This window comes from Nesterenkonia pannonica (assembly GCF_019575955.1).
Lineage (GTDB): Bacteria > Actinomycetota > Actinomycetes > Actinomycetales > Micrococcaceae > Nesterenkonia > Nesterenkonia pannonica.
Genome location: NZ_CP080575.1, coordinates 393,953 through 416,060 on the forward strand (window position 1 = coordinate 393,953; position 22,108 = coordinate 416,060).

Sequence of the window (22,108 nt, forward strand, 5' to 3'; positions counted from 1 at the left end):
GGAGCGGCTCTTCTAGGATGGGCGGATGCCTGAGGAGACGCTGCTCGCAAAGAAGCGCCGTGTGCGCCGGATCAGTCGGGTGCTCGGTGAGACGTACCCCTACGCCGTCGCGGAGCTCGACTTCGAGAATCCTTCGAGCTTCTCGTCGCCACCGTCCTGTCCGCACAGACCACCGATGTGCGGGTCAACGCCGTCACCCCGAGGCTCTTCGCCGCGTACCCGGACGCGTTCGCCATGGCCGCCGCCCGGGAGGAGGAGCTCGCTGAGATCATCAGGCCCACCGGCTTCTACAACTCCAAGACGAAGGCGCTGCTGGGCCTGGCAGGTGCTCTGGCCGCCGAGCACGACGGGGAGGTTCCGACTCCATGGAGGCGCTGGTCAGGCTGCCGGGGTAGGACGCAAGACCGCCTTCGTGGTGCTCGGCAGCGCGTTCGGCAAGCCCGGCCTGACCGTCGACACCCACTTCGGACGCCTCGCGCGACGGCTGGGCATGACGGAGGAGACGGATCCGGTCAAGGTCGAGAAGGCCGTGGGGCCCTCTTCGAGCCCAAGGAGTGGACGGACCTGTCGCAGCGGCTGGTCTACCACGGCCGTCGCATGTGCCACTCGCGCTTACCTGCGTGCGGGTGTGCCCGGTCGCGAAATGGTGCCCCAGCTTCGGAGCGGGGAGACGGACCCCGAGGAGGCAGAGAAGCTGCTGGCCTATGAGCTCAAGCCCGGTCGCGAGGAGCTTCTCGAGAAGTTCCGCGCCGGGTACACCAGGCGGCAGCTGCAGGCGGAGGGGTATCCGCTGAGCGCCTGAGGCCGGCGCGCGTGCTTACTCTTCCACAGCTGCTTCGGGTGCCGGTGCGGCTCGCGGGCAGAGGCTCATGATGCGCGCTCAGGACGGGCATCAGGTGCGGCCTGGGCGACTCTGTCGGACATGCGATCTGAGACGGAGCCGCCCCGCTGCTGCTGGTCACCGCCGACAAGCGGCTCAGCGATGACATCGCCCTCATCGCCGCCGTCGTCGGAGCCTCCTTGGAGGTCCATGCGCTGTGGCGCGACGCAGCAGACAGCGCGTCGGATCGCTGGGCGGCTCGTCTCTGCGGCCCCGATGCTCCGCCGCCTGCTTAAGCATCTCAGACGTCCTGCTGGCCGGTCCGGACTCCGAGGCGCTCTGGGCTGCTGCCGCCCTGGCGCCCCATGCGTCGCCGGTGCCGCTGCTTACCGATGAGACGTGGCTGAGCGAGCACCTCAGCGCCAAGGTGCTCAACCGTTCGGAGGGCACGGTGATCAGCGTCGCTGGCGCGGTGGGCGGATCGGGAGCCACCACCATCGCCTATCTGCTGGCGGCCGAAGCGGCCGTTCGAGGGGACCGAGTCCTGCTCCTCGACGGCGATGCCGGATTCGGCAGCGGACTGCACCACGTGAATGAGCGGGCCCATACAGTCAGCGGCGCAGCAGCTTATGGCCTCGCCCTGCCGGAGCTCATCGCGGCGGAGGGGGAGATCTCAGCGTCGCACCTGACCAGAGCCGTGCCGGTGGTCGACGGCATCCATCTGCTCACCGGCGGGGCCGAGACGGACTCTGATCAGCTCAGATCACGCATGGGCAGCATCGTTCGGGCGGGAGCCCGCGCCTTCGACGCAGTCATCGTGGACGTCGGCCGCCGCGCGCTGCCGCAGGCCGTCGCCGAGCGGACTGATCAGATCCTCCTGGTGGCCCGGCCCACGCCTCGCGCCGCAGCGGCCGCGAGCCGTCTCATCGAGTCCGTCCCGCACCAGCCCGTGGCCGTGATGACGAACGGCAGACCGGCATCAGGGTGGGGGCCCGACGAGATGTCCCACCAGCTGGGGACGGAGATCGTCGCAGACCTTGCCGAGCAGCGCTGGCTGCGGGCCGCCGATGAGCTACTGAGGCCTACGAGGTGCTGCGTGCGGCACCCGGGGCTCGCCTGATCGGGAACCTCCTGGAGCGGCTCATGGCACGCGGTTCGCAGTCAGTCGGGAGACTGCACGGTGGCTGACGCGTTCGCCGTCGAAGCAGCGGAGCCCACGCCTCTGATCAGCCCGGAGCGCCTCGAGGTGCTGCGGGAGCAGCTGACGTCCAGTCCGGATGGGGTGACCGTGGCGCGCATCGCCGAGGCGGTGCGGGCGGAGGGTCTGGCTCTGAGCTCGGGCACGGCCCAGCAGCTGGTGCGAGCACTCAGGGATGAGCTCGTCGGCCTGGGACCTCTCCAGCAGTTCGTCGAGCAGCCGGGTGTGACCGATGTGGTGCTCGACGGCCAGGGGATGATCTGGACGGACGGCGCCGAAGGACTGCGGAGCACCGGCACGAGGGTCGAGTCCGAGGAGAAGGCGCGGGCGCTGGCCCGGCGGCTCATCAGCGTCTCCGGAGGCCGCCTCGATGAGGGGCACCCCTGCGCGGACGGGAGGATCGGGCACTGCCGCATCCATGCGGTCATACCGCCCATCGCCGTCGAAGGAACCATGATCTCGGTGCGGGCCGCGCGCAGCCAATCCGCCTCTCTCGAGGCGCTCGCCCTCCAGTGGGAGGGGGCGGACGACTGGCTCAGGGCGGTCCGAGGGATGGTGCGCGCCCGCATGAACGTGCTGATCTCCGGGGCGACCGGATCTGGGAAGACGGCGCTGCTCTCCGCTCTGCTGGCGGAGGTGCCGCCGGATGAGCGGATCATCGTCGTGGAGGACACCACCGAGATTCAGGCGTCTCACCCGCACCTGATCCACCTGCAGGGCCGCGGAGGCAACATTGAGGGCGCGCATGGCGTCGATATGGGTCATCTGGTCCGCCAGACCCTGCGCATGCGTCCGGACCGTCTCATCGTGGGCGAATGCCGAGGTGCGGAGCTGCGGGACTTCCTGACGGCGATGAACACAGGACACGCAGGGGCTGCCGGCACCATTCACGCCAACTCGCCCGAGGCAGTTCCGGCGCGGCTGGTGGCCATGGGTGCGCTGGCGGGGCTCACCCTGACACAGTGCGCATCCAGGCGGCCGCAGCCCTCCACGCCGTCATTCACGTGGAGCGTCGGCGCGGTTGCGGATGCCGGTGAAGCTGTCCATGGTGACCTATGACGAGGACAGGCTCGCCATGCTCCCAGCCCTGACGAGCACCGGCTCGGGCGTCGAGCGTGGGCCGGGCTGGGAGCAGCTCCTGGTCGGAGAGGAGGGGCGCCCGTGATGCTCGGGGCTGCAGCATGCGCTCTCGGGGCGGTCGCGGTGCTGCTTCTGCTGCCCTCACCCGGCGGCACCCAGGCGCAGCCCCGGTCCCGGGAACAGATACGCATGGTCCTGACGCGTCGGCTCCCAAAGAGGGCTCAGGCCGCAGACCATGAGGAGGCCGCGCAGCTGCTGCGCCAGCTCTCCGCACTGCTGAGCTCCGGCCGCGGCGAGGCCCAGGCGTGGGCAGACCTGCGCGACCACTGGGCCCGCACGAAGCCGGAGCACGCCATCGCCTCGATGACGCGCCAGATCGCGGCCTCGCACATTGTCGGGGTCGGCACCTCGGAGGCACTCAGCCGCCTTCTCAGCTCCGCCGAGGGCAATGGAGAGGAAGGGCGGGGACAGACGGAGCTGAGGCGAACCCTGAGGCGGCTGCTGGCTGTCGCACGTCTCTCCGAAACGACGGGGCACCTCGCGCACCTGATCGAGCGGCTCGCGGCCTCACTGGACGATGCCGCGGAGCTGCGCGCCTCGATTCAGTCCGCAGCCGCCGGGCCCCGGCTCACCCAGCTGATCCTGACGCTCCTTCCCGTCGGCGGGGTTCTGCTGGGACACCTGATGGGCGCCCAGCCCCTCCAGGCCCTGACCAGCAGCGCAGCAGGACTCGGATGCCTGGCCCTGGGCCTGCTCTTCCTGGGCGCGGCAGGCTCTGGAGCCGCGCGATGATCCGCGCGGTCGAGGCGCGCATATGAGGGCGCAGCTATGATCTCGGCTCTGGCGGCGAGCGCCTCAGCGGCGGCTCTGGTCCTCCTGCTTCTGCCTCCGAAGGCCGATCCCCGCGCCGCACCGCGACGAGCGCCTGCGCTGCCGCGGCCCTTCGTGCGCGAGCGGACGCAGGAGGACAGCTTGGATGCGGCCTCCTCCTTGACCTGACGGGAGCGCTGCTTGCTGCAGGAGTCGGCATCGAGGCTTCTCTGGATCGCCTGGCGCGCACTGTGCCTGGAGCGGAGCCTCTCGGCAGGGTGCATCGGGCGCTGGCAGCGGGCGCCGCCTGGCAGGCGGCTGCCGCCCACGTCGCTGACAGTCCGCAGCTGCAGGCCTACTGCGAGCACCTCAGCTTCTCCTACGCCACCGGGGCGCCCAGCGCGCAGATGCTGGAGGCCTCCGCTGCCCAGGCGCGGTCCCGGCAGCGGCACCAGGCGGAGCGTGCCGCCGGGGAGCTGGGAGTGAAGATGATGCTGCCGCTGGGAACCTGCTTCCTCCCGGCGTTCATCCTCATCGGAGTCGTTCCGGTCATTCTCAGCATGCTCCCCGAAGCCCTCGGCCTGTGAGCGCTACATTCGGTGGGCAGCGACGCCCAGTGCTTGGGTGACTGCAGGATCGCTGCTGCGCTGAGCGGCCGCTGACGTCATGCCTTCGAGCATTCCGCGGGCGTCGAAGTCGCCTCCCAGCGCGGCGAGGTACTGCTTGTGGGCTTCCAAGGAGGCGACGGCGCGCTCCAGCGGCTCACCGGTGACGTCGATCAGGTGAGTCGGTGCGTCGCCGAAGGTCAGCAGCCAGTCCGCGCCCCAGGCCTCGAGGCCCTCGTCCTCCGCCAAGCGTCGGAACACCCACGGGTTGTCCGCGTCGCGCACCGCATCCGCTGCCGCAAGGCCTGCGGCACGGTGATCAGCATGGTTCAGGCCCCAGCTGACCTCCAGACTCCAGGTTTGGGTGAGCACCATGTGGGGCCGCGTCTGCCGGATGCGACGAGCGATCGCCTCGCGCAGAGCCAGATCAGGCTGCAGCATCCCATCCGGGAAGCGGAGGATCTCGAGCTCGTCGACGCCGACTTCGGCACAGGCGGCCCGCTGCTCCTCGGCGCGCAGGGCGGCGGCCTCGAGGGGCTTTACGTTCCGCATGCCAGCCTCCCCGGCCGTCAGCAGCAGGTAGGAGACCTCCACGCCGCGCGCGCTCCATCGCGCGGCGGCCGCCGAGCCGCCGTACTCCATGTCGTCAGGATGGGCGACGATGCACAGCACGCGTCGGATCCCGGAATCATCGAAGAGGTCAAGCGCGTCTGTCATGCTTCCATCACACCACAGCGCGGCGGATGCGGCGGGCCCGTTGGCTGATGCGCAGCCCGGAGTCTCGTAGGATGCGGGCGAGATCCCGGCCTGTGACCTCAACGGCGCCGCAGACCACCAGCCGTTCGTAGTGGTGCGCCGGAACGTCGTAGTGGTCCAGATCGAATGCTCGCGGGCTGATGCCGCCCGCCCCCGCGAACGAGTGCAGCTCCACGAGCGAGGCATCTGAGATCAGATGCCCGAACGTGGTGCCGTGCGCGGGCCATATCGGCGGATCAATGAAGACGGTCATCAGAGCACAGGAGCCTACTCCACTGTCCTTCCCGAGCTCTCGACAGGCCCGGGTTCGTCGGACACAAGCGACGCAGAGCCTACTTGACTTGCCGCCGAATGCGCCTTAATGTGATCCACGACACATCGATGGTCCCAGTGGCCGCGCTTGACTGGAGCACAGCCCAGCAGAGCGCCTGGAGCGGGATCGTGAAACGGAGCCCGAGCAGGGAGAGATTCTTTCTGCTCGGGCTCCTTTCTGCGTCACCCTTGCTTCACCTGTGCGGCTGAGGTGCCTTCCGGCCCGCGTCCTCAGCGAGGGCTTCGGGCGGCCCAGCGCGACTGGTGCGCTCAGCGGAGCCTCCTGGAAGGGTCAGGCCTGCTTAAGCAGCAGAACGAATGTCGGCTCGACGGCTGCGGTGACCCGCACCTCAGTTTCGAACTCCCCGCCGACCCTGCAGTCCACGAACTCTGCAGCGTTGCGCGACACTGTCTCAGCGGCGGCCGAGCACGGGTCGCCCGCTGCAAGCCCGCGGGCGATGTCGGCGCTTACCAGCGCCGCGAGATCGGCGGCCCGAGAGGCTTGACTCCCGCGACGGCGGCGGCGCTGACCAGGTGAATCACCGCCAGGAGGGTCATGAGCCCCGCAATGATTCCTACAGCCGTCACCGTGCCGGAGCCGCGCTCGTCCCGGACAAGACGCTGGGTCCTGCTCACGGGCGGGCACCTGAGACGTGCTCCGTCCGCGCAGAAGCCTCCGCCTGATGAGCATGGTCGATGCCCACCCAACCGGCGATGCGCACCTGCCTGCTGAGGGACACCTGCGTGTAGGGACCCTCTGCGGCGAGAGACACGATGATGTCGCCTCCTGCAGCATCCCGTGCAGCAGCCTCCACCGCGGCAGACGGCTCCCTCGGGCCAGCTGACGCGCGGCCTCGCGGGCAGCGGACTCCAGGGCGACAGCCTGGACGCCGTAGGCGCCCAGGCTGAGCACCAGCAGAAGCACAGCGACGATGGTAAGCAGCGAGAGCGCGAACTCCGCGGTGACGGAACCGCGCTCGCCGTCGGTGTCGCGGGTGCGTCCCATCGATGTCGTCAGTGGTTCAGCGCGGACTCGACGACGCCGTTGAGCAGGCCCTGAACAGTGTCCGAGGTCAGGATCACCGTCAGCAGGTTGGCTGAAGCCGACGGCGGCCAGCATGACGATGCCGTACTCGGCCGTCGCCAAGCCCTCCTCATCGTGATGCAGGGCCTTCAGCGCTGCTTCGGCCTGGCTGCGATCGAACGGGGCGGGCCACGTGGTGCTGTTCTTCATGAGCGTCTCCTTCGCGATGGTGTCCGGACGGGGTGCCTGGACCCGCTCACTCACGGATGGGGGCCATCCGTCGCGGCGTGAGGAGCGACCCTGTGGAGGTGGGGCACACGCAGTGCGGGTGCGAAGGAGCGTGTGGAAGGGCGAGGGTCAGCGCATAGCCGGGACCACGGATGGTCTACAGCTCCGGGGCTCAGTATTCCGGCAGGCTCCAGTCGCGGACGGCTCGGGAATGGCCCCACACGGGCCGCCCGGCCTCACCGGCGCGCTCGGCATCATGATGCTTCAGGGCAGTCCGCAGCAGGTTCAGCGCCCCTGCTTGCTCAGCGGACTGTTGCGGTTGCCGCACTTGGGCGACTGCACGCAGGAGGGACAGCCGTCCGAGCAGCTGCAGGCCTCAATCGCCTCGGCGGTGGCGCGCACCCACTCGGCCGCCAGCTCGAACCCGCTGCGCGAAGCCTGCACCCCGGGTGTCCGTCGTAGACGAAGATGCTCGGCAGCTCCGTGTCGGCGTGCAGGGCAGTGGAGACCCCGCCGATGTCCCACCGATCAGAGCTGGACAGCAGCGGCAGCAGACCGATCATGGCGTGCTCGGCGGCGTGCAGCGACCCCGGCACATGCTCCACGATCACCCCGCCTACTCTGCAGCGTGGTCTCCGGGGCCGTGAGCCACATCGCCTGAGTCCGCAGAGTCGACGGCGGCAGCTCCAGGGGCTCGTCGGAGATCACCTCCGAGGAGCCGAGCGCCTTGCGCTGGAACCCGACGACGGTGCTCGTCACCTCCACCGTCCCGAAGCACAGCGTGAACTCGTTCCACGCCTCCGTGCGCTGCGTCTCGATCACACTGATGGACGTGGTCTCCTGGCCTGGGTGTAGTAGGGCGGGTTGGCAGGCACCACCAGGACGGTGTTCTGCTCCAGGTCCAGCTCCTCCACCACGTAGGTCCTGCCCTGGTGGACGTACACGGCCTGAGGGTGGCCTGCGGCAGCGCCTGGGCCGACCCCATGTCGCCGACCACAGTGCCGTCCTCCGCGTTGACGATGGTGTACGGCCCGGCGCCGTCGGAGCGCAGCTTCACCCAGGACGCGGCCGAGACGTCGTCATGGTTGAAGAACCAGCCCCGAGGGCGACGTCGCAGGTGGCCCTGCTCCGTCAGAGACTCCACCAGCCAGCGGAGCCCCGCGAAGAGGCCCAGGTCCTCGATGTCCGCAGGGACCAGGGGCAGCTCCTGCGCGGCCGCCAGCAGGTGCGGAGCAGCGACGTGAGGGTTCGACGGGTCGGTGACCGCATCCTCAACAGGTCGGTCGAAGATGGCCTCCGGGTGCGCCAGCAGGTAGGAGTCCAGGGGCTCATCGCCGCCGATGAAGAACGCCGCACCTCGCTGCCCGGACCGTCCGGCTCGGCCCAGCTGCTGGAAGAAGGATGCCCGAGTTCCCGGCCATCCGGCGATGACCACCGCGTCGAGGCCGGAGATGTCGATGCCCAGTTCCAAGGCCGGTGTGGACGCCACCCCCAGGAGCTGACCGGTGCGCAGCCGGTGCTCCAGCTCCCGGCGCTCCTCCTTCAGGTAGCCCGACCGGTACGCGGAGACCCGGTCGACCAGGGACGCGTCCACCTCGGCGAGATTCTCCTCGGCGATGCGCGCGATCGTCTCAGCGCCCCGGCGGGACTTGATGAACGCCAGGCTCCGGCGCCCTGCCACCACCAGGTTGGTCATCAGATCGGCGGCCTCCACTGTGAGGGAGCGCTTCACCGGGGCGCCGTTGTCCCCGGCGACCCCGACCGCGTCAGCCGCCTCCCACAGGTAGACGTCCACTGCACCGTGCGGGGAGCCGTCGTGGGTGATCGCGGTGACGGTCTCGGGGTCTCTCCGATCAGCCGGGCGAACGACGTCGCCGGGTCGCCGCTGGTGGCGCTGGCGCCCACGAACACCGGGTCGGCCCCATAGTGCCGTGCCACGCGGCGCAGACGCCTCAGCAGCAGGGCCAGGTGCGAACCGAAGATGCCGCGCGCCGTGTGGGCCTCGTCGATCATCACGTACCGCAGCCGCGCGAAGAACCGAGCCCACCCGCGGTGGTTCGGCAGGATGCCCGCATTCAGCATGTCCGGATTGGAGAGGATGAAGTTCGCGTGCTGGCGCACCCAGGCCCGGGACTGCTGGTCGGTGTCGCCGTCGTAGGCCTCGGCCCGGATGCCCCGGCGGGCCCGTGGGCGTCGACCGTCTCGGCGAGCTCCCTGAGCCCGTCCAGCTGATCGGCCGCGAGCGCCTTGGTGGGGAGAGGTACAGCACCGTGGCCTCGCCGGTGGCGTGCGCGGCGACGCCGGGCCCGGGCTCCGCTCCGAGGATGGCTGAGAGTGCGGGCAGCTGTGCCGCCAGCGACTTTCCGGATGCTGTCCCCGTGGCCAGGATGACGTGCTCTCCGGAGTGGAGGGCCTCCGCCGCGAGGGCCTGGTGCGCGTACGGCGAGGGGATGCCGACCTGCCGGTACGCAGCCCTCAGGGGTTCGGGCGTCCACACGGGCCATTCCGCCGGTGCGGCCTGCCGTGCAGGCAGTGTGCGCACATGCCTCAGGGGAGCTCTCCGAGTCGAGGCCAGCCCCGAGGCCCGCTTCACGCAGCAGCGTCAGCGGGTCCTCGGGGTCGGCATCATGCACCCCACCAAACTACAAGGCTTGGGATGCACTCAGGCGCGTGACCCCAGAGCGACGATGTTCTCAGGAGCCGCTCGTTGCTTCCGTACATGAAGTGGTTGCTCATGTTCTCGGAGAAGCGGCTGGCCTGCGTGGTCTGACCCACCGCCTCAGCCACCTGGCGGATGTGCATGGGCGAGGCTCCGCAGCAGACGCCCAGATAGTTGATGCCGAGCGCGTGCGCCTCCGCAGCCCAGGCGCCGAGCTCGTAGCGGTTGATGAACAGGGGATCCAGCGCCGTCGGGAACGTGCGTCCGTGGGGGACGGCACGGTGGCTCGCACATCGGACAGGTTGAAGAAGGTGGGCTCCTCAGGGTGGTGCGGTACGGGATGGGCAGCGCGCCCACATGGCAGCTGACCTTCTCCCGGATCTGGCGCAGCCAGGGCATGATCGTCTCCGGCCCGCGGAAGCAGTTGAGCCCGACGACGTCCGCACCTGCCTGCTCCAGCTGCTGCGCCGTCTCGACCACGCCCACGCCGTCGGCCATGCCTTCGAAGGCCATCGGCGCAAGGGTGAGCACCACCGGCAGTCCGCTGGCTCGAGCGACCTCCAGGGCGGTGAGCGCCTCGCCGGCGTAGTAGAAGGTCTCGCCGATGATGAGGTCCGCGCCCTCTTCGACGGCCCAGCCGACCATCTCCTCGAACATGGCGCGCACCTCGGCCTGCTTGGCGGAGTCTGCGGGGTCCCAGATGTTCGTGTTGGAGATGTTGCTTACCATGAAGTTGCCGGGCACGGCATCGGCCACATCCCGGGCGATGCGCAGCGCCGATCGGTTCAGCGGCTCGAGGAGGTCCTCTTTGCCGATGACGCGCATCTTCTCGCGATGCCCGTTGTAGGTGAAGGCCTGGACGATATCCGATCCGGCGCGCTGGAAGTCGACGTGAAGCGACCTCAGCGCATCCGGGTGCTCGAGGGCGACCTCCGGGACGAACTCGCCACGGTGAGGTAGCCGCGGCGCTCGAGCTCGAACAGGAACCCTTCGGCGCAGATGACGGGCCCAGCATCGAGCCGGGCCGTCAGAGAGGTGTGGGCGGACATTGCCGCTCCTTTCCGTCGTGGACGTGAAGCTGCCACGTGCAGGAGCGGCCGAGGCGAGGCCTCGCATATACGGCCGTTAAAAATGAACTCTTCGTGGCAGTGCCCGCAAATATAGTCGAACGAGGGGCGTCACTGCCACATTATGTTCAAATATTGTCGTGCTGAGAGTGCGACGGGCGTCGGCGGTCCTTCGCACCGGGCGCACCGAAGACGTGCACATCGCCGACGCGCTCCCAGCCGAGGTACTCATAGAGCTCCCGCCCGTCGTGGGTGGCCACCAGCAGTCCGTGCTCGACCTCCTGCTCGTGAGCGATGGCCAGCAGCGCACGGGTGACGAACGTGCCCAAGCCCTGCCATGGTAGTCGGGTGAGGTGTAGATGCGGTCGAGGATGCTGAATCCGTTGACGACGGCGAGCCGTCCGCGTGCGGCCGTCTTGTCACCGTGCTTGACCGTGAAGAGGGTCCACTCATCGAAGTCGTTGCGGGAGGTCGTGAACTCCTCAGGAGTGATGGGGTCTTCGACGTCCTGGTGCTCCATGTCGGCGATCATGATGACCTCCTCGTCGGAGATCAGCTCCAGGCCGTCGATGGTGCGCAGATCCATGACTTCGTCATTGGGCTCGGCGATCACGGTGAGGAGGCGCTTGGGGGATCGGCCCACGGCTGAGGCGATGCGGCGCAGCTCAACCTCATCGGGGGCGTAGAGCACATGCTCGAGAGCCTCAGGGTCCGACGTCGGCTGAGCCGTGTGGACGCGGCCCTCATGGGTCACCTCATAGTTGTGGGTGCGGGCCCATCCGGTCACCCACGTGCTGACCAAGTCATCATTCAGTTCCACTCCCATAAATCCACAATATGGCATGGGTCACTGTTTGACCAGGCAGTGTGGCAACGGCCATCTATCCTGGTCATGTGAGTCAGTCGCGCATAGTCCTCTACTACCATTTCACACCCTCGCCGACCCGGAAGGGGTCAAGCTGTGGCAGCGAACCCTGTGCCAGAAGCTTGGCCTGCGGGGACGGATCATCATCTCTGAGCACGGCATCAACGGGACCGTGGGAGGGGACATGGCGGCGGTCAAGCAGTACGCCAGAGAGACGCGCGGCTACACGCCGTTCAAAGACGTCGCCTTCAAATGGTCCGAGGGCGGAGCCGAGGACTTCCCCGCCTGAGCGTCAAAGTGCGCCCTGAGCTGGTGGCCTTCGGGGTCCCCGACGAAGTCGCAGTCGACGAGAACGGTGTGGTCGGCGGCGGCGAGCACCTGAAGCCGACACAGGTGCATGAGCTGATCGATGCCAAGAAGCGCGACGGAGTGAACGTCACCTTCCTCGACGGCCGCAACGCTATGGAGGCTCAGATTGGGAAGTTCAAGGACGCGGTCGTTCCTGACACCGAGACGACCCGGGACTTCATCGCCGAGCTTGACTCCGGAAAGTACGACCACCTCAAGGATCAGCCCATCGTCACCTACTGCACCGGAGGGATTCGCTGCGAGGTGCTCTCGGCGCTGATGAGGAACAGAGGCTTCGAAGAGGTCTACCAGATCGACGGCGGGATCGTCCGCTACGGAGAGACCTTCGGCGACGACGGCTACTGGGAGGGTGAGCTGTACGTCTTCGACGGACGGATGAACACCCGCTTCAGCGAGAACGCGCGCACCATCGGCGAGTGCGCGAACTGCCGCGCGGAGACCTCGACGTTCTACAACTGCATGGACCGCGGCTGCTCCACCCTTCAGCTCTACTGCGCCGACTGCGCCCACATCCCGGAGACGACCAGGTGCGCGCGCTGCGCTGCCCGTCTCGACGCTGACCCGGCGGACCCCAACTCCGGGGTGCTCGGCAAGCCGCGCCGATCCCATCAGACCGCCGCATGAGCCCCTCACCCAGCCCGGCCCCGCCCTCCTGCGACGACCCGGAGCTGATCGCGTCCCTGCGTGAGGACCTCTCCGCTGCCTACTTCACCAACGACGGTGTCGCTGAGCTCCTCGGCGAGGACGCGGTGCAGGCCCTCGACCGGGAGCAGGTCGTGCCGGGGCAGCTGCGAATCCTGGAGCTGCTGGAGGCCGGTGCGCCTGCCGGTGCGGTGCTCACGGCCCTGTGGCTGGTCTCCATTGAAGTGACGCCCGAGCAGGTCGACGGCGCCCTCCCGCAGGTCCGCACGGATGGACTGGTCCGCCTGGGTCTGGCGGAGATCACCGAGGCGGACCCCGAGGATCACGCCATCACCCCCAGGAGGGGCCCGAGTCGGCCGTCCGGCAGCGCGCGGGTGCCCGGCGCCGTGTCCGGCCCACCGCTGACCTGCGGCCGTACCAGGCGCAGCACGGGGAGACGGTGCATGACCTGTGGGTGCTCAGCGATCTCTCCTCCCACCAGGTCTCCGGGGCCCTGCCGCACGACCACGTGCTCGGCATCGGGCAGGCCAGCCTGACGCTGGCGGCATCCACTCACCGCCGGCAGGTGGCCACGGCCCTGGACATCGGCACGGGATGCGGCATCCAGCTTCTGCATCTGCTGCTGCACGCCGACCATGTGGTCGGCACCGACCTGTCGGAGCGGGCGCTGACGTGCGCGCGGTTCAACCTGCTGCTCAATGCGCCGACGCTGCGTCTGGATCCGCAGAATCTGCACTCGCGGGTCGAGCTCCTCCATGGCAGCCTGCTGGAGCCCGTGGCCGGTCGGCGGTTCGACCTCGTCGTGTCCAACCCCCGTTCGTCATCACCCTCGCACCGGTGCCCCGGATGAGGAGCTCTACACCTACCGCGACGGCGGCCGGGAGGGCGACACCCTCATGGCGGAGCTGGTCAGCGGCCTGCCCGCGGTGCTCGCGCCCGCCGGAACCGCCCAGATGCTCGGCAACTGGGAGATTCTCGAGGAGGATGCGATGGCCCGTCCGCGCGCCTGGGCCGAGGACTCGGGGCTGTCCGCATGGTTCATCCAGCGCGATGCTCAGACCCCGCCCAGTACGCAGAGATGTGGCTCAGGGAGGCCGGCGAGGAGCGGAACCTCGCCGAGTACCGCCGCAGCTACGCCGCCTACCTGCGTGACTTTGAGGCGCGCGGAGTGCGCAGCGTCGGCTTCGGGATGATCTGGCTGGGCAGGCCCCAGGAGGACGGGTCCCTGCCCTGGCGCCGGTTCGAGGAGCTCACCGGCGAGGTTCAGCAGCCGCTGGGCCCGGTGATCGGACGGACCGCGGAGCGCGCCGTGCGGGATCGCCGGAGCATCCTGGCCGAACACTTCACGGTGGCCGGAGACGTCACCGAGGAGCGGTACCAGCGCTTCGGCGCTGAGCATCCCGAAGTCATCCTCGCCCGGCAGGGTGCGGGCCTGCGGCGAGCCCGTCCCATCAGCAGCGCAGCGGCTTACTTCATGGCCGCCTCTGACGGGGAACTGGCCGCCGGACAGATCATCACAGCAGTGTGCGCACTGACTGATGCTGACGAAGATGCCCTGCAGGCGGAGGTTCTGGACCTTTGCGCCGACGGATTCCTCACCCTATATAGTGAGGCGCAGCCGCCAAGCAGCAGCACCGCTGCACCCCAGTAGGTTCCAAGGAGATCAGTGCCTCAAGGCAAGAAGCTCGTCATCGTCGAGTCCCCGGCTAAATCCCGCTCCATCGCAAAGTACATGGGCGACGACTTCATCGTGGATGCCTCGGCGGGGCACATCCGTGACCTCCCGCAGCCCTCAGAGCTGCCGGATGACATGAAGAAGGGGCCCTTCGGCAAATTTGCCGTGGATCCCGACCACGGATTCGAGCCCTACTATGTGATTTCGACTCAAAGAAGTCCAAGGTCCGGGAGCTCAAGCAGCTGCTGAAGGAAGCCGACGAGCTCTACCTCGCCACGGATGCCGACAGGGAGGGCGAGGCCATCGCCTGGCACCTCTATGAGGTGCTCAAGCCCAAGGTCCCCACATTCCGGCTCACCTTCACGGAGATCACCAAGGAGGGGATCACCCGTGCCATGGAGTCCCCTCGCGAGATCGACACCGATCTGGTCGATGCGCAGGAGACCCGACGGATCCTCGACCGCCTCTACGGCTACGAGATCTCCCCGGTGCTGTGGCGCAAAGTCGGCCGCGGCCTCTCAGCGGGCCGTGTTCAGTCGGTGGCCACCCGCCTGGTGGTGGACCGGGAGCGCGAGCGCATGGCCTTCGTTCCGGCCTCCTACTGGGACCTCAGCGGTGAGTTCGCCACCGCCTCCGAGGAGACTTTCACCGCCAAGCTGAACGCCGTCGACGGCCGCAGGATCGCGCAGGGAAGCGACTTCGACGAGACCGGTCAGCTGAAGAAGTCCCGGCAGGACGTTGCCGTCCTGGGCCAGGACGAGGCGCAGTCGCTGGCCGACGGGCTGCTGGAGGCCAGCTTCACTGTGGACTCCTCGAGGAGAAGCCCTACAGCCGCTCTACCGCAGCCTCCGTTCATCACCTCCACCCTGCAGCAGGACGCAGCACGCAGGCTCCGCTTCTCGTCCCGCGTGGCCATGCAGGTGGCGCAGCGGCTCTATGAGAACGGCTACATCACCTACATGCGAACTGATTCGACCACGCTGTCGAATGAGGCGCTCAACGCGGCCCGGAAGCAGGCCACCGAGCTCTACTCGGCCGCGCATGTGCCGGATAAGCCGCGCGTCTACGGCAAGCGCAGCCAGACCGCGCAGGAGGCCCACGAGGCCATCCGGCCCGCAGGCGACTCCTTCCGCACTCCCAAGCAGGTCAAGGGTGAGCTCTCCGCCGACGAGTTCCGGCTCTACGAGCTGGTCTGGAAGCGCACAGTCGCCTCCCAGATGGAGGACGCGAAGGGCTTCACTGCCAGCGTGCGCCTCACCGGTGAGGCCTCCGACGGCCGCAGCGCCACCTTCGGCGCATCCGGCACGGTCATCACTTTCCCCGGGTTCCTCGCCGCCTACGAAGAGGTGGCCGACGACTCCGAGAAGAAGGACGAGGACGCGAAGTCCGCCAAGGACAAGCGCCTTCCGCAGCTCGAAGAGGGTCAGAGCCTCACCGGCACGGACGTGGAGGCCAAGGGGCACGAGACCACGCCCCCGCCCGGTACACCGAGGCCAGCATCGTGGCCGAGCTGGAGAAGCGCGAGATCGGCCGTCCCTCCACCTACGCGCCCACCATCTCCACCATCATGGACCGCGGCTACGTCACCAAGCGAGGCTCCGCCCTCGTGCCCTCCTGGACTGCATTCAGCGTGATCCGTCTGCTGGAGGAGCACTTCGGCAAGTATGTCGACTACGACTTCACCGCCCGGCTCGAGGGCGATCTGGACCAGATCGCCCGCGGGGACGTGGAGCGGGAGGTGTGGCTCCAAGGGTTCTACTTCGGTGCGGAGAGCGCTGAGGAGGGATTGAAGAATGTGGTCGAGAACCTCGGGGAAATCGACGCTCGAGCGATCAACACCATCCGAGTTGCCGAGGGTGTGGACGTTCGCGTCGGCCGCTACGGACCGTACCTGGAGCGCCCGAACCCCGACGGTGAGGCGGATGAGAACGGCGAGCTGAAGATGCTCCGCGCCAACGTTCCCGAGGAGATCGCCCCGGATGAGCTGACCACGGACAAGGCTGAGGAGCTCTTCCAGCAGGCGGCGCAGTCCGGCCGCGTGCTGGGCACCGATCCTGAGACCGGCCGGGAGATCGTCGCGAAGGACGGTCGTTTCGGCCCCTACGTCACCGAAGTCATCCCCGAGATGACGGAGGAGGAGATGCAGGCGTATCTGGACGCCCTGCCGACGGAGTACTACAAGAACGGCAAGCCCAAGCCCAAGAAGAAGCCGAAGCCGGTCAAGCCGCGCACCGGCTCGCTGCTGAAGTCGATGTCGCTGGAGAGCGTGTCCATCGACGATGCCCTGCTGCTGCTGTCTCTGCCGCGCACCGTGGGCACCGACGAGGACGGCCAGGAGATCACGGCTCAGAACGGCCGATTCGGGCCGTACCTGAAGAAGGGCAGCGACTCCCGGTCCCTGGAGTCCGAGGAGCAGCTCTTCAGCATCACCGAGGATGAGGCTCGGAAGATCTACGCCCAGCCGAAGCAGCGCGGCCGCCAGGCTGCTGCCGCCCCTGGCGGAGTTCGGCGCTGACCCCACCACGGAGAAGCCCGTGGTGGTCAAGGAAGGACGCTTCGGCGCCTACGTCACCGACGGGGAGACCAATGTCACGGTGCCGCGCAGCGTGACCCTGGAACAGCTCACCAAGGAGCAGGCGTTCTCCCTGTTGGCCGAAAAGCGAGCCAAGGGCCCGGCCACGGGTGCCAAGAAGAAGAGCAGCGGCGGGGCTCGTAAGAAGACCGCCGCGAAGAAGTCCTAGGACCACTGAGGGGACGCAGGAGATTCATGCGACTGGGTGTGCTCGACATCGGATCGAACACCGTCCATCTGGCTCTGGTCGACGCGCACATCGGCGCGAAGCCTGAGCCGTTCGCCTCGCACAAGCGGCCGCTGTCGCTCGTGCAGCATCTGGACGCGGACGGGGCCATTACGGAGCACGGGCAGGATCAGCTCCTCAGCTTCATCAATGACGCCATGAGGTTCGCCACCCGTCACCGGGCGGAGGATCTGCTGGCCTTCTGCACCTCTGCCATCAGAGAGTCGGCCAACGGCGAGCAGGTGCTTCAGCGGGTCCAGGCGGAGACCGACATTGAGCTCACCGAGCTCACCGGCGCGCAGGAGTCTGCTATGACGTTCTTCGCGGTGCGCCGCTGGCACGGGTGGTCAGCCGGGCACATCCTGAATTTCGACATCGGGGCGGCTCGCTGGAGATCGCCTACGGGCAGGATGAGCTGCCCTCCACCGCGCTGAGCGTGCCGCTGGGTGCGGCGAGGCTGACCCGCGAATGGCTCCTGAGGAGCTGCAGGAGGGCGGTCGGCTGAGCGACCAGGCGCCATCGAAGGCACAGGTGAAGGAGCTGCGCGCCTTCGCCGCCGAGGAGGTGAGGGCCGCGCGCCGTGAGTTCCCGCAGAACCTGGAGATCCCGACGACGCCGAAGACGATGGTCACCGCGACCTCCAAGACGTTCCGCTCCCTGGCGCGCCTGACCGGGTCGGCCCCGTCTGAGGATGGGCCGTATGTCCTCGGACGCTGAAGCACAAGGATCTGAAGGCGCTGGTGAAGAAGCTCGGGAGCTTCCCGCCACGGAGCGCGCTCAGCTTCCCGGCGTCTCAGAGACGAGGGCGCCCCAGGTGCTCGCCGGTGCGATTGCGGCGGAGGCTGCGATGAAGGCTTTTGGGGCCGAGGAGATGACGATCTGCCCCTGGGCGCTGCGCGAGGGCCTGATCCTGCGTCGATTGGATGCGCTGTCCTGCTCCAACGGCGTGTCCCTGCCGTCCGCCCCGGTGTGGGCCACGTCGACCTGGCCCGTGAGCTGCGCAGGCCCAATCACAAGGACGTCCGGCAGATCACCGTGGAGCACGCCTGATGAGTGGGCCCCGCTCTCGCATTCCCGTGGCGCTGTCCACCTCATCGATGTATCCGCTGCGTCTTGATGCGACGTTCGCCATAGCGCAGGACCTGGGCTACGACGGCATCGAGGTGATGGTCACCCACCGCGCTGAGACCCAGCAGGCATCCATGATCAACGAGGCTGTTCAGCGCTTCGGGCTGCCTGTGATGGCCATCCACGCCCCGACCCTGCTGCTGACCCAGCAGGTCTGGGGCACCGCGGACGAGAAGCTGTGGAAGTCTGCCCAGCTGGCCGCGGAGGTCGGAGCCTCCGCCGTCGTCGCCCACCCCCGTTCCGGTGGCAGGGCGCTTACGCGGTGCGCTTCCCGGAGCTGGTCGATGAGATCGAGGCGGAGACCGGCATCATGTTCGCCGTGGAGAACATGTACCCTGGCGTGCCCGGGGCGCGAGGCGAAGATGTATCTGCCCCACTGGAACCCGGTGGCCTACGGATACAAGCACGTCACGTGGGACTTCGCACGCGGCCACGGCCGAGGACGACTCCTACGAGGCGGTGAAGGCTCTGGGCTCTCGCCTGCGCCACGTTCACCTGACAGACGGCTGGTCCAACGGCTTCAAGGACGACCACCTCGTGCCGGGGCTCGGAGAGCAGCGGGTGGCCGAATCGATGGAGCTGATCGGTCAGCCGGACTTCGGCGGCTCAGGGTTCGACGGTGTGGTCGCGGTGGAAGTGTCCACTCGCAGCGCCAAGCAGGTGGGGAGCGGGAGCGCATGCTCGCCGACTCCCTGCGCTTCGCCCGCTACCACCTCGGCCAAGAGGACTAGAGCTTTACTCCCACTCGGGGAAATAACTGGGAGCAGTGGACGAGATAGAAGATCTGGCGCTCCGCATCAGCATCCTCATGCGCGATATCGAACTCTGACTCGCCGCCGAATCCGCTCTAGGGTGGGGGCATGAGTTCTGTGAAGATTGCGATGCTGGGGCTGGGCTCCATGAACGGGGCCATCCTGGCCGGACTGCTCGGATCCGGGGTCCCACCCGAGAACGTGACCGTCACCAATCGGTCCGAAGCCTCCGCCCAGCGATCCCGAGACGAGTACGGGGTCACCGCGCTGGCCGAGGAGAGTGCCCCGGGGCCAATCTGGAGGCTGTGGCGGAAGCGGACGTCGTCTTCCTGGGGTCAAGCCCCACCAGATCACCGACCTCTGCACTGAGATCAGAGAGGCGGTCCGTCCCGACGCTGCGGTGGTCTCCGTGGCCGCGGCTGTCACCCTGACATGATGCAGAGCGCCCTGCGGCAGAACCAGCTTACCATCCGCACCATGCCCAACACACCGCTGTCCGTCGGCGCGGGCGTGGTCGGACTGGCACCAGGGGACCACGCCACCCAGGAGCAGACGGAAACGGTCGCGGAGCTCCTCTCAGCGGCTTACCGCGTGCACATCCTCGACGAGCCGCAGATCGACGCCCTCACCGGGGTCGCCGGTTCGGGCCCGGCCTACGCCTTCTACCTCGCCGAGCACATGGCCGCCGCAGGCGTCGAAATGGGACTGGACCCGGACCTCGCCGCGGCCCTCGCCGCCCAGACGCTCTACGGCGCCGGCACGATGCTCGTCGAGAACCTCGGTGTCCTCGACGCCGCTCAGCTGCGACGCAACGTCACCAGCCCCAACGGCACCACCGAGCAGGCCATTCGCACCTTCGACGAGGCCGACATGGGGCACACCATCCGCGCCGGAGCCAAAGCCTCATCCGAACGTGCGGCTGAGATCAGCCAGTCGCTTCGCTGAGCATCCGACGCAGCCGGGCGGCGTCGAAGCGCCAAAAATCGCGGGGCACCCCGTCGATCCGCAGCACCGGGATCTCCTCCGCGAACTGCTCCGCCAGCACGGGGTCCTGCGAAATGTCCGACGTTCGGTGCTCCAGCCCGAACTCGGCGCACACCTCAGCGGTCACAGCGACGGCGTCCGCGCACAAGTGGCAGCCCGGCTTCACCAGAACCTCAACGTCAGTCACAAGCACATCCTCTCAGCCGAATCCTCGGCACACAGCAGGGCCCCGGACTCTCAATGAGAATCCGGGGCCCTGCGTGAAGCTCGCTACTTCTTGTTGCGTCGCTGGTGACGCGTCTTGCGCAGACGTTTGCGGTGCTTCTTCTTCGCCATGCGCTTGCGGCGCTTCTTAATCACTGAACCCATAGGGCGACAATCCTTGTCTATAGGGGATAAGGCCAAAATGGTCTCGAAGTAGTTTACAGACCGCATCACATCACACGAAACTAGCGCGCGTCGTCGGGAGTTAGGCCTGTTCAGTCGTAGTGCGGGTCGAGGCCCCAGAACGGGAAGATCTCCTTGCGCGTCTGGATCACGGCGCGGTCTGCGTCATCCTCCGGGTCATAGCCTTCGCTCCAGCTGCGGAAGACCGGATCGACGCCGTCGCCCATTGTCTGCGGAGCAGCGGCCCCCGGCTCTCGACTTCAGCCTGCCACGCCGAGGGGTGGGCGCTTCAGGCGGCAGGGGATCTCCGGCGACGATGGCCGTCAGGTGCGCCCACGTGCGAGGCACCACGTCGAAGACGGCGTAGCCCCCGCCGCCCGTGGCGATCCAGCGCCCGCCGCAGTGCCCGTCCGCCAGCTCCCCAACGGCCAGAGCGAGCTGCCGCTGCCCTCGATGCTCATCTGCAGGTCGCTCAGCGGATCACGCGCATGCGCGTCAGCGCCGTGCTGAGAAATGATGACCTCAGGGGCGAAGGCTTCCAAGAGGGCTTAAGCACCGTCGCGTCGAAGGCGCGGAGGAAGCCCGCATCCCCGTCTCTTCAGGAAGGGACACGTTGACGCTGGTTCCGGCCGCATCCCCGGAACCGGTCTCGTTCGGGTACCCGGAGAACGGGAACAGGTTCGCCCCCGACTGGTGCAGCGAGATGGTCATCACGCGAGGGTCGTCATAGAAGATCTGCTGGGTTCCGTCCCCATGGTGGGCATCCAGGTCGATGCAGGCCACACGGCTGATCCCTCCGTCCAGCAGAATTCTGACAGCGAGCGCCACGTCGTTGTAGACGCAGAACCCTCCGGCCGAGCTACCTGAGCGTGGTGCATGCCCCCGGCGAAGTTCACGCCGCGCGTGATGCTCCCGGATGCGACCTGCTCGGCAAGCGCCGCAGTTCCGTAAACAATGAGGGCTGCGCCGGTGTGCATCGCCTCGAAGACCGGGTTGTCCTCCGTGCCCAGTCCGTGCGCCCTCGAGCCCGTCCCATGCTGCCCTGCTGCCTCGACAGCTGCGAGGTACGCCTCGGTGTGGATCGTGCGCAGCTGATCCGTGCTGGCAGGGGCGGGCGCAATGGTGGTGACCTTCTCGAGCAGTCCCAGCTCCGCGCACAGACGCTCTGTGAGCTCCAGGCGTGCCGGGTCCATGGGGTGCCGATCCCCGAACCGGAACTCCAGCAGCGCAGGATCCCACACCAGGGCGGCTGGAGGGGAGAGAGGCGGCCGGTTCACATGGCCAAGCCTATGCCAGCCTCACACGTGGTCAGCGAAGTACTCCAGTTTGCTGACGTCCCCGGACACGACGATCGTGTCCCCGGCTGAGACCAGAGTGTCAGGCTGGGCGTAGACGAAGTCCTCACCGGGAGACTTCACACCCACGACGTTCACGCCCAGCCGCTTGCGCGGCTGAGTCTGGTCGATGGTCTTGCCGTGGAGGATCTTCGGCGGACGCATCTTCACGATCGCGAAGTCATCGTCGAACTTGATGAAGTCGAGCATCTGTCCCGAGACCAGGTGCGCCGCACGGACGCCGGCGTCGTGCTCGGGGTAGATGACATGGTGGCATCCGATGCGGGTCAGGATCTTGCCGTGGGTGGGGTTGATGGCCTTCGCCCACACCTGCTTCACCCCGATGTCCACGAGGTTCGCGGCAATCAGGACTGACGATTCGATCGATGTGCCGACCCCCACCACGGCGGAGTCGAACTCGTGGGCGCCCAGCTGCTTCAGCGCCTCCATGTCGGTGGCGTCGGCCTGAACCGTGTGGGTGAAGATGTCGGCGAACTTCTGGACCAGGCGTCCGTCGCTGTCCACCGCGAGGACCTCCTTGTCCTGGGAGACCAGCTGCTCGCCCAGGGCGATGCCGAAGCGGCCCAGGCCGACCACCAGGATCGGCTTATTCGG

Annotated in this window: 21 protein-coding genes and 8 pseudogenes; 16 read left to right on the plus strand and 13 right to left on the minus strand. The window is 67.8% G+C overall.

Going from position 1 to position 22,108, the window contains the following annotated elements; all coding sequences use genetic code 11:
- The first annotated feature begins 25 nt into the window (after nt 1-25).
- A pseudogene (locus K0H76_RS02970) lies at nt 26-802 on the plus strand (endonuclease III).
- A 65-nt stretch (nt 803-867) separates the two neighbouring features.
- On the opposite strand, the gene K0H76_RS02975 reads toward K0H76_RS02970, so the two are convergent.
- Nucleotides 868-1,032 carry a hypothetical protein gene (locus K0H76_RS02975; RefSeq protein ID WP_258934403.1) on the minus strand — a complete coding sequence of 55 codons (165 nt, stop codon included), beginning with the start codon at nt 1,030-1,032 and terminating at the stop codon, nt 868-870.
- A 5-nt stretch (nt 1,033-1,037) separates the two neighbouring features.
- Here K0H76_RS02975 and K0H76_RS02980 point away from each other — a divergent pair, with 5 nt between their 5' ends.
- The 5 genes from K0H76_RS02980 (at nt 1,038) to K0H76_RS03000 (ending at nt 4,495) form a co-directional block, all read left to right on the plus strand.
- Nucleotides 1,038-1,940 carry a hypothetical protein gene (locus K0H76_RS02980; RefSeq protein WP_258934404.1) on the plus strand — a complete coding sequence of 301 codons (903 nt, stop codon included), beginning with the start codon at nt 1,038-1,040 and terminating at the stop codon, nt 1,938-1,940.
- A 60-nt stretch (nt 1,941-2,000) separates the two neighbouring features.
- Nucleotides 2,001-3,077 carry an ATPase, T2SS/T4P/T4SS family gene (locus tag K0H76_RS02985; protein ID WP_258934405.1) on the plus strand — a complete coding sequence of 359 codons (1,077 nt, stop codon included), beginning with the start codon at nt 2,001-2,003 and terminating at the stop codon, nt 3,075-3,077.
- 102 nt (nt 3,078-3,179) lie between these two features.
- Nucleotides 3,180-3,890: a type II secretion system F family protein gene (locus K0H76_RS02990; RefSeq protein WP_258934406.1), complete on the plus strand. Its 711-nt coding sequence runs from the start codon at nt 3,180-3,182 to the stop codon at nt 3,888-3,890.
- 36 nt (nt 3,891-3,926) lie between these two features.
- Complete coding sequence (locus K0H76_RS02995) at nt 3,927-4,097, plus strand: hypothetical protein (RefSeq protein WP_258934407.1); 171 nt, start codon at nt 3,927-3,929, stop codon at nt 4,095-4,097.
- A 50-nt stretch (nt 4,098-4,147) separates the two neighbouring features.
- On the plus strand, nt 4,148-4,495 hold the full coding sequence (locus K0H76_RS03000) for a type II secretion system F family protein (protein WP_258935314.1): 348 nt from the start codon (nt 4,148-4,150) through the stop codon (nt 4,493-4,495).
- A gap of 3 nt (nt 4,496-4,498) precedes the next feature.
- Here the strand turns inward: K0H76_RS03000 and K0H76_RS03005 are convergent, their stop codons facing one another.
- From K0H76_RS03005 to K0H76_RS03040, 8 genes and pseudogenes are all read right to left on the minus strand, one after another.
- Complete coding sequence (locus tag K0H76_RS03005) at nt 4,499-5,230, minus strand: PIG-L family deacetylase (RefSeq protein WP_258934408.1); 732 nt, start codon at nt 5,228-5,230, stop codon at nt 4,499-4,501.
- A gap of 13 nt (nt 5,231-5,243) precedes the next feature.
- Nucleotides 5,244-5,522 (minus strand): annotated as a pseudogene (locus K0H76_RS03010) (DUF4031 domain-containing protein); the annotation flags it as partial.
- A 351-nt stretch (nt 5,523-5,873) separates the two neighbouring features.
- A complete protein-coding gene (locus K0H76_RS03015; protein ID WP_258934409.1) occupies nt 5,874-6,815 on the minus strand; it encodes a DUF4244 domain-containing protein in 942 nt (313 codons plus the stop codon).
- Nucleotides 6,816-7,005: 190 nt separating this feature from the next.
- Nucleotides 7,006-9,426 (minus strand): annotated as a pseudogene (locus tag K0H76_RS03020) (DEAD/DEAH box helicase).
- Nucleotides 9,427-9,458: 32 nt separating this feature from the next.
- Entirely contained in the window at nt 9,459-9,662 is a 204-nt protein-coding gene (locus tag K0H76_RS03025) for a hypothetical protein (protein WP_258935315.1), read from the minus strand.
- The gene (locus K0H76_RS03030) at nt 9,613-10,398 is read right to left on the minus strand and encodes a homocysteine S-methyltransferase family protein (RefSeq protein WP_258935316.1); all 786 of its coding nucleotides are present in this window, start codon (nt 10,396-10,398) and stop codon (nt 9,613-9,615) included. The genes K0H76_RS03025 and K0H76_RS03030 overlap by 50 nt, the downstream gene beginning before the upstream one ends.
- Nucleotides 10,395-10,541 carry a hypothetical protein gene (locus tag K0H76_RS03035; protein ID WP_258935519.1) on the minus strand — a complete coding sequence of 49 codons (147 nt, stop codon included), beginning with the start codon at nt 10,539-10,541 and terminating at the stop codon, nt 10,395-10,397. Before K0H76_RS03035 ends, K0H76_RS03030 begins: the two co-directional genes overlap by 4 nt.
- A 76-nt stretch (nt 10,542-10,617) precedes the next feature.
- A complete protein-coding gene (locus K0H76_RS03040) occupies nt 10,618-11,385 on the minus strand; it encodes a hypothetical protein (protein ID WP_258934410.1) in 768 nt (255 codons plus the stop codon).
- 68 nt (nt 11,386-11,453) lie between these two features.
- Between K0H76_RS03040 and K0H76_RS03045 the strand changes: the two are divergent.
- The 10 genes and pseudogenes from K0H76_RS03045 to K0H76_RS03090 all read left to right on the plus strand — a co-directional run bounded on the left by K0H76_RS03045 (nt 11,454) and on the right by K0H76_RS03090 (nt 19,733).
- Nucleotides 11,454-12,417, plus strand: a pseudogene (locus K0H76_RS03045) (rhodanese-related sulfurtransferase).
- On the plus strand, nt 12,414-12,971 hold the full coding sequence (locus K0H76_RS03050) for a hypothetical protein (RefSeq protein ID WP_258934411.1): 558 nt from the start codon (nt 12,414-12,416) through the stop codon (nt 12,969-12,971). Before K0H76_RS03045 ends, K0H76_RS03050 begins: the two are co-directional and overlap by 4 nt.
- Nucleotides 12,944-13,285 carry a 50S ribosomal protein L11 methyltransferase gene (locus K0H76_RS03055; RefSeq protein ID WP_258934412.1) on the plus strand — a complete coding sequence of 114 codons (342 nt, stop codon included), beginning with the start codon at nt 12,944-12,946 and terminating at the stop codon, nt 13,283-13,285. The genes K0H76_RS03050 and K0H76_RS03055 overlap by 28 nt, the downstream gene beginning before the upstream one ends.
- Complete coding sequence (locus tag K0H76_RS03060) at nt 13,191-13,628, plus strand: hypothetical protein (protein WP_258934413.1); 438 nt, start codon at nt 13,191-13,193, stop codon at nt 13,626-13,628. Before K0H76_RS03055 ends, K0H76_RS03060 begins: the two co-directional genes overlap by 95 nt.
- Nucleotides 13,514-14,086 (plus strand): hypothetical protein, encoded by a 573-nt coding sequence (locus tag K0H76_RS03065; RefSeq protein ID WP_258934414.1) that lies wholly within the window; start codon nt 13,514-13,516, stop codon nt 14,084-14,086. The genes K0H76_RS03060 and K0H76_RS03065 overlap by 115 nt, the downstream gene beginning before the upstream one ends.
- Nucleotides 14,087-14,101: 15 nt before the next feature.
- Nucleotides 14,102-16,851 (plus strand): annotated as a pseudogene (gene topA / locus K0H76_RS03070) (type I DNA topoisomerase).
- A 26-nt stretch (nt 16,852-16,877) separates the two neighbouring features.
- Nucleotides 16,878-17,839, plus strand: a pseudogene (locus K0H76_RS03075) (Ppx/GppA family phosphatase); the annotation flags it as partial.
- A gap of 118 nt (nt 17,840-17,957) precedes the next feature.
- Nucleotides 17,958-18,767 (plus strand): annotated as a pseudogene (locus K0H76_RS03080) (sugar phosphate isomerase/epimerase).
- 129 nt (nt 18,768-18,896) lie between these two features.
- On the plus strand, nt 18,897-19,157 hold the full coding sequence (locus K0H76_RS03085; RefSeq protein ID WP_258934415.1) for an NAD(P)-binding domain-containing protein: 261 nt from the start codon (nt 18,897-18,899) through the stop codon (nt 19,155-19,157).
- 108 nt (nt 19,158-19,265) lie between these two features.
- The gene (locus K0H76_RS03090; protein WP_258934416.1) at nt 19,266-19,733 is read left to right on the plus strand and encodes a hypothetical protein; all 468 of its coding nucleotides are present in this window, start codon (nt 19,266-19,268) and stop codon (nt 19,731-19,733) included.
- Here the strand turns inward: K0H76_RS03090 and K0H76_RS03095 are convergent.
- The 4 genes and pseudogenes from K0H76_RS03095 to K0H76_RS03110 all read right to left on the minus strand — a co-directional run bounded on the left by K0H76_RS03095 (nt 19,714) and on the right by K0H76_RS03110 (nt 22,096).
- Entirely contained in the window at nt 19,714-19,959 is a 246-nt protein-coding gene (locus K0H76_RS03095; RefSeq protein WP_246836311.1) for a glutaredoxin family protein, read from the minus strand. The two genes, K0H76_RS03090 and K0H76_RS03095, sit on opposite strands and share 20 nt — an antisense overlap.
- Nucleotides 19,960-20,042: 83 nt before the next feature.
- Entirely contained in the window at nt 20,043-20,141 is a 99-nt protein-coding gene (locus K0H76_RS03100) for an AURKAIP1/COX24 domain-containing protein (protein WP_081652675.1), read from the minus strand.
- A gap of 110 nt (nt 20,142-20,251) precedes the next feature.
- Nucleotides 20,252-21,352 (minus strand): annotated as a pseudogene (locus K0H76_RS03105) (acetoin utilization protein AcuC).
- A gap of 105 nt (nt 21,353-21,457) precedes the next feature.
- Nucleotides 21,458-22,096, minus strand: coding sequence for a TrkA family potassium uptake protein (locus tag K0H76_RS03110; RefSeq protein ID WP_146341889.1), 639 nt, complete (start codon nt 22,094-22,096; stop codon nt 21,458-21,460).
- Between the last annotated feature and the right edge of the window lie 12 nt (nt 22,097-22,108).

Excerpts from the sequence above, each read along its gene's own strand:
- K0H76_RS02975 (WP_258934403.1), bottom strand. The coding sequence starts at position 1,032 with ATGGACCTCCAAGGAGGCTCCGACGACGGCGGCGATGAGGGCGATGTC.
- K0H76_RS02995 (WP_258934407.1), top strand. The coding sequence starts at position 3,927 with ATGATCTCGGCTCTGGCGGCGAGCGCCTCAGCGGCGGCTCTGGTCCTC.
- K0H76_RS03005 (WP_258934408.1), bottom strand. The coding sequence starts at position 5,230 with ATGACAGACGCGCTTGACCTCTTCGATGATTCCGGGATCCGACGCGTG.
- K0H76_RS03015 (WP_258934409.1), bottom strand. The coding sequence starts at position 6,815 with ATGAAGAACAGCACCACGTGGCCCGCCCCGTTCGATCGCAGCCAGGCC.
- K0H76_RS03035 (WP_258935519.1), bottom strand. The coding sequence starts at position 10,541 with ATGTCCGCCCACACCTCTCTGACGGCCCGGCTCGATGCTGGGCCCGTC.
- K0H76_RS03040 (WP_258934410.1), bottom strand. The coding sequence starts at position 11,385 with ATGGGAGTGGAACTGAATGATGACTTGGTCAGCACGTGGGTGACCGGA.
- K0H76_RS03050 (WP_258934411.1), top strand. The coding sequence starts at position 12,414 with ATGAGCCCCTCACCCAGCCCGGCCCCGCCCTCCTGCGACGACCCGGAG.
- K0H76_RS03060 (WP_258934413.1), top strand. The coding sequence starts at position 13,191 with ATGGCAGCCTGCTGGAGCCCGTGGCCGGTCGGCGGTTCGACCTCGTCG.
- K0H76_RS03065 (WP_258934414.1), top strand. The coding sequence starts at position 13,514 with ATGTGGCTCAGGGAGGCCGGCGAGGAGCGGAACCTCGCCGAGTACCGC.
- K0H76_RS03085 (WP_258934415.1), top strand. The coding sequence starts at position 18,897 with ATGAGTTCTGTGAAGATTGCGATGCTGGGGCTGGGCTCCATGAACGGG.
- K0H76_RS03090 (WP_258934416.1), top strand. The coding sequence starts at position 19,266 with ATGCCCAACACACCGCTGTCCGTCGGCGCGGGCGTGGTCGGACTGGCA.
- K0H76_RS03100 (WP_081652675.1), bottom strand. The coding sequence starts at position 20,141 with ATGGGTTCAGTGATTAAGAAGCGCCGCAAGCGCATGGCGAAGAAGAAG.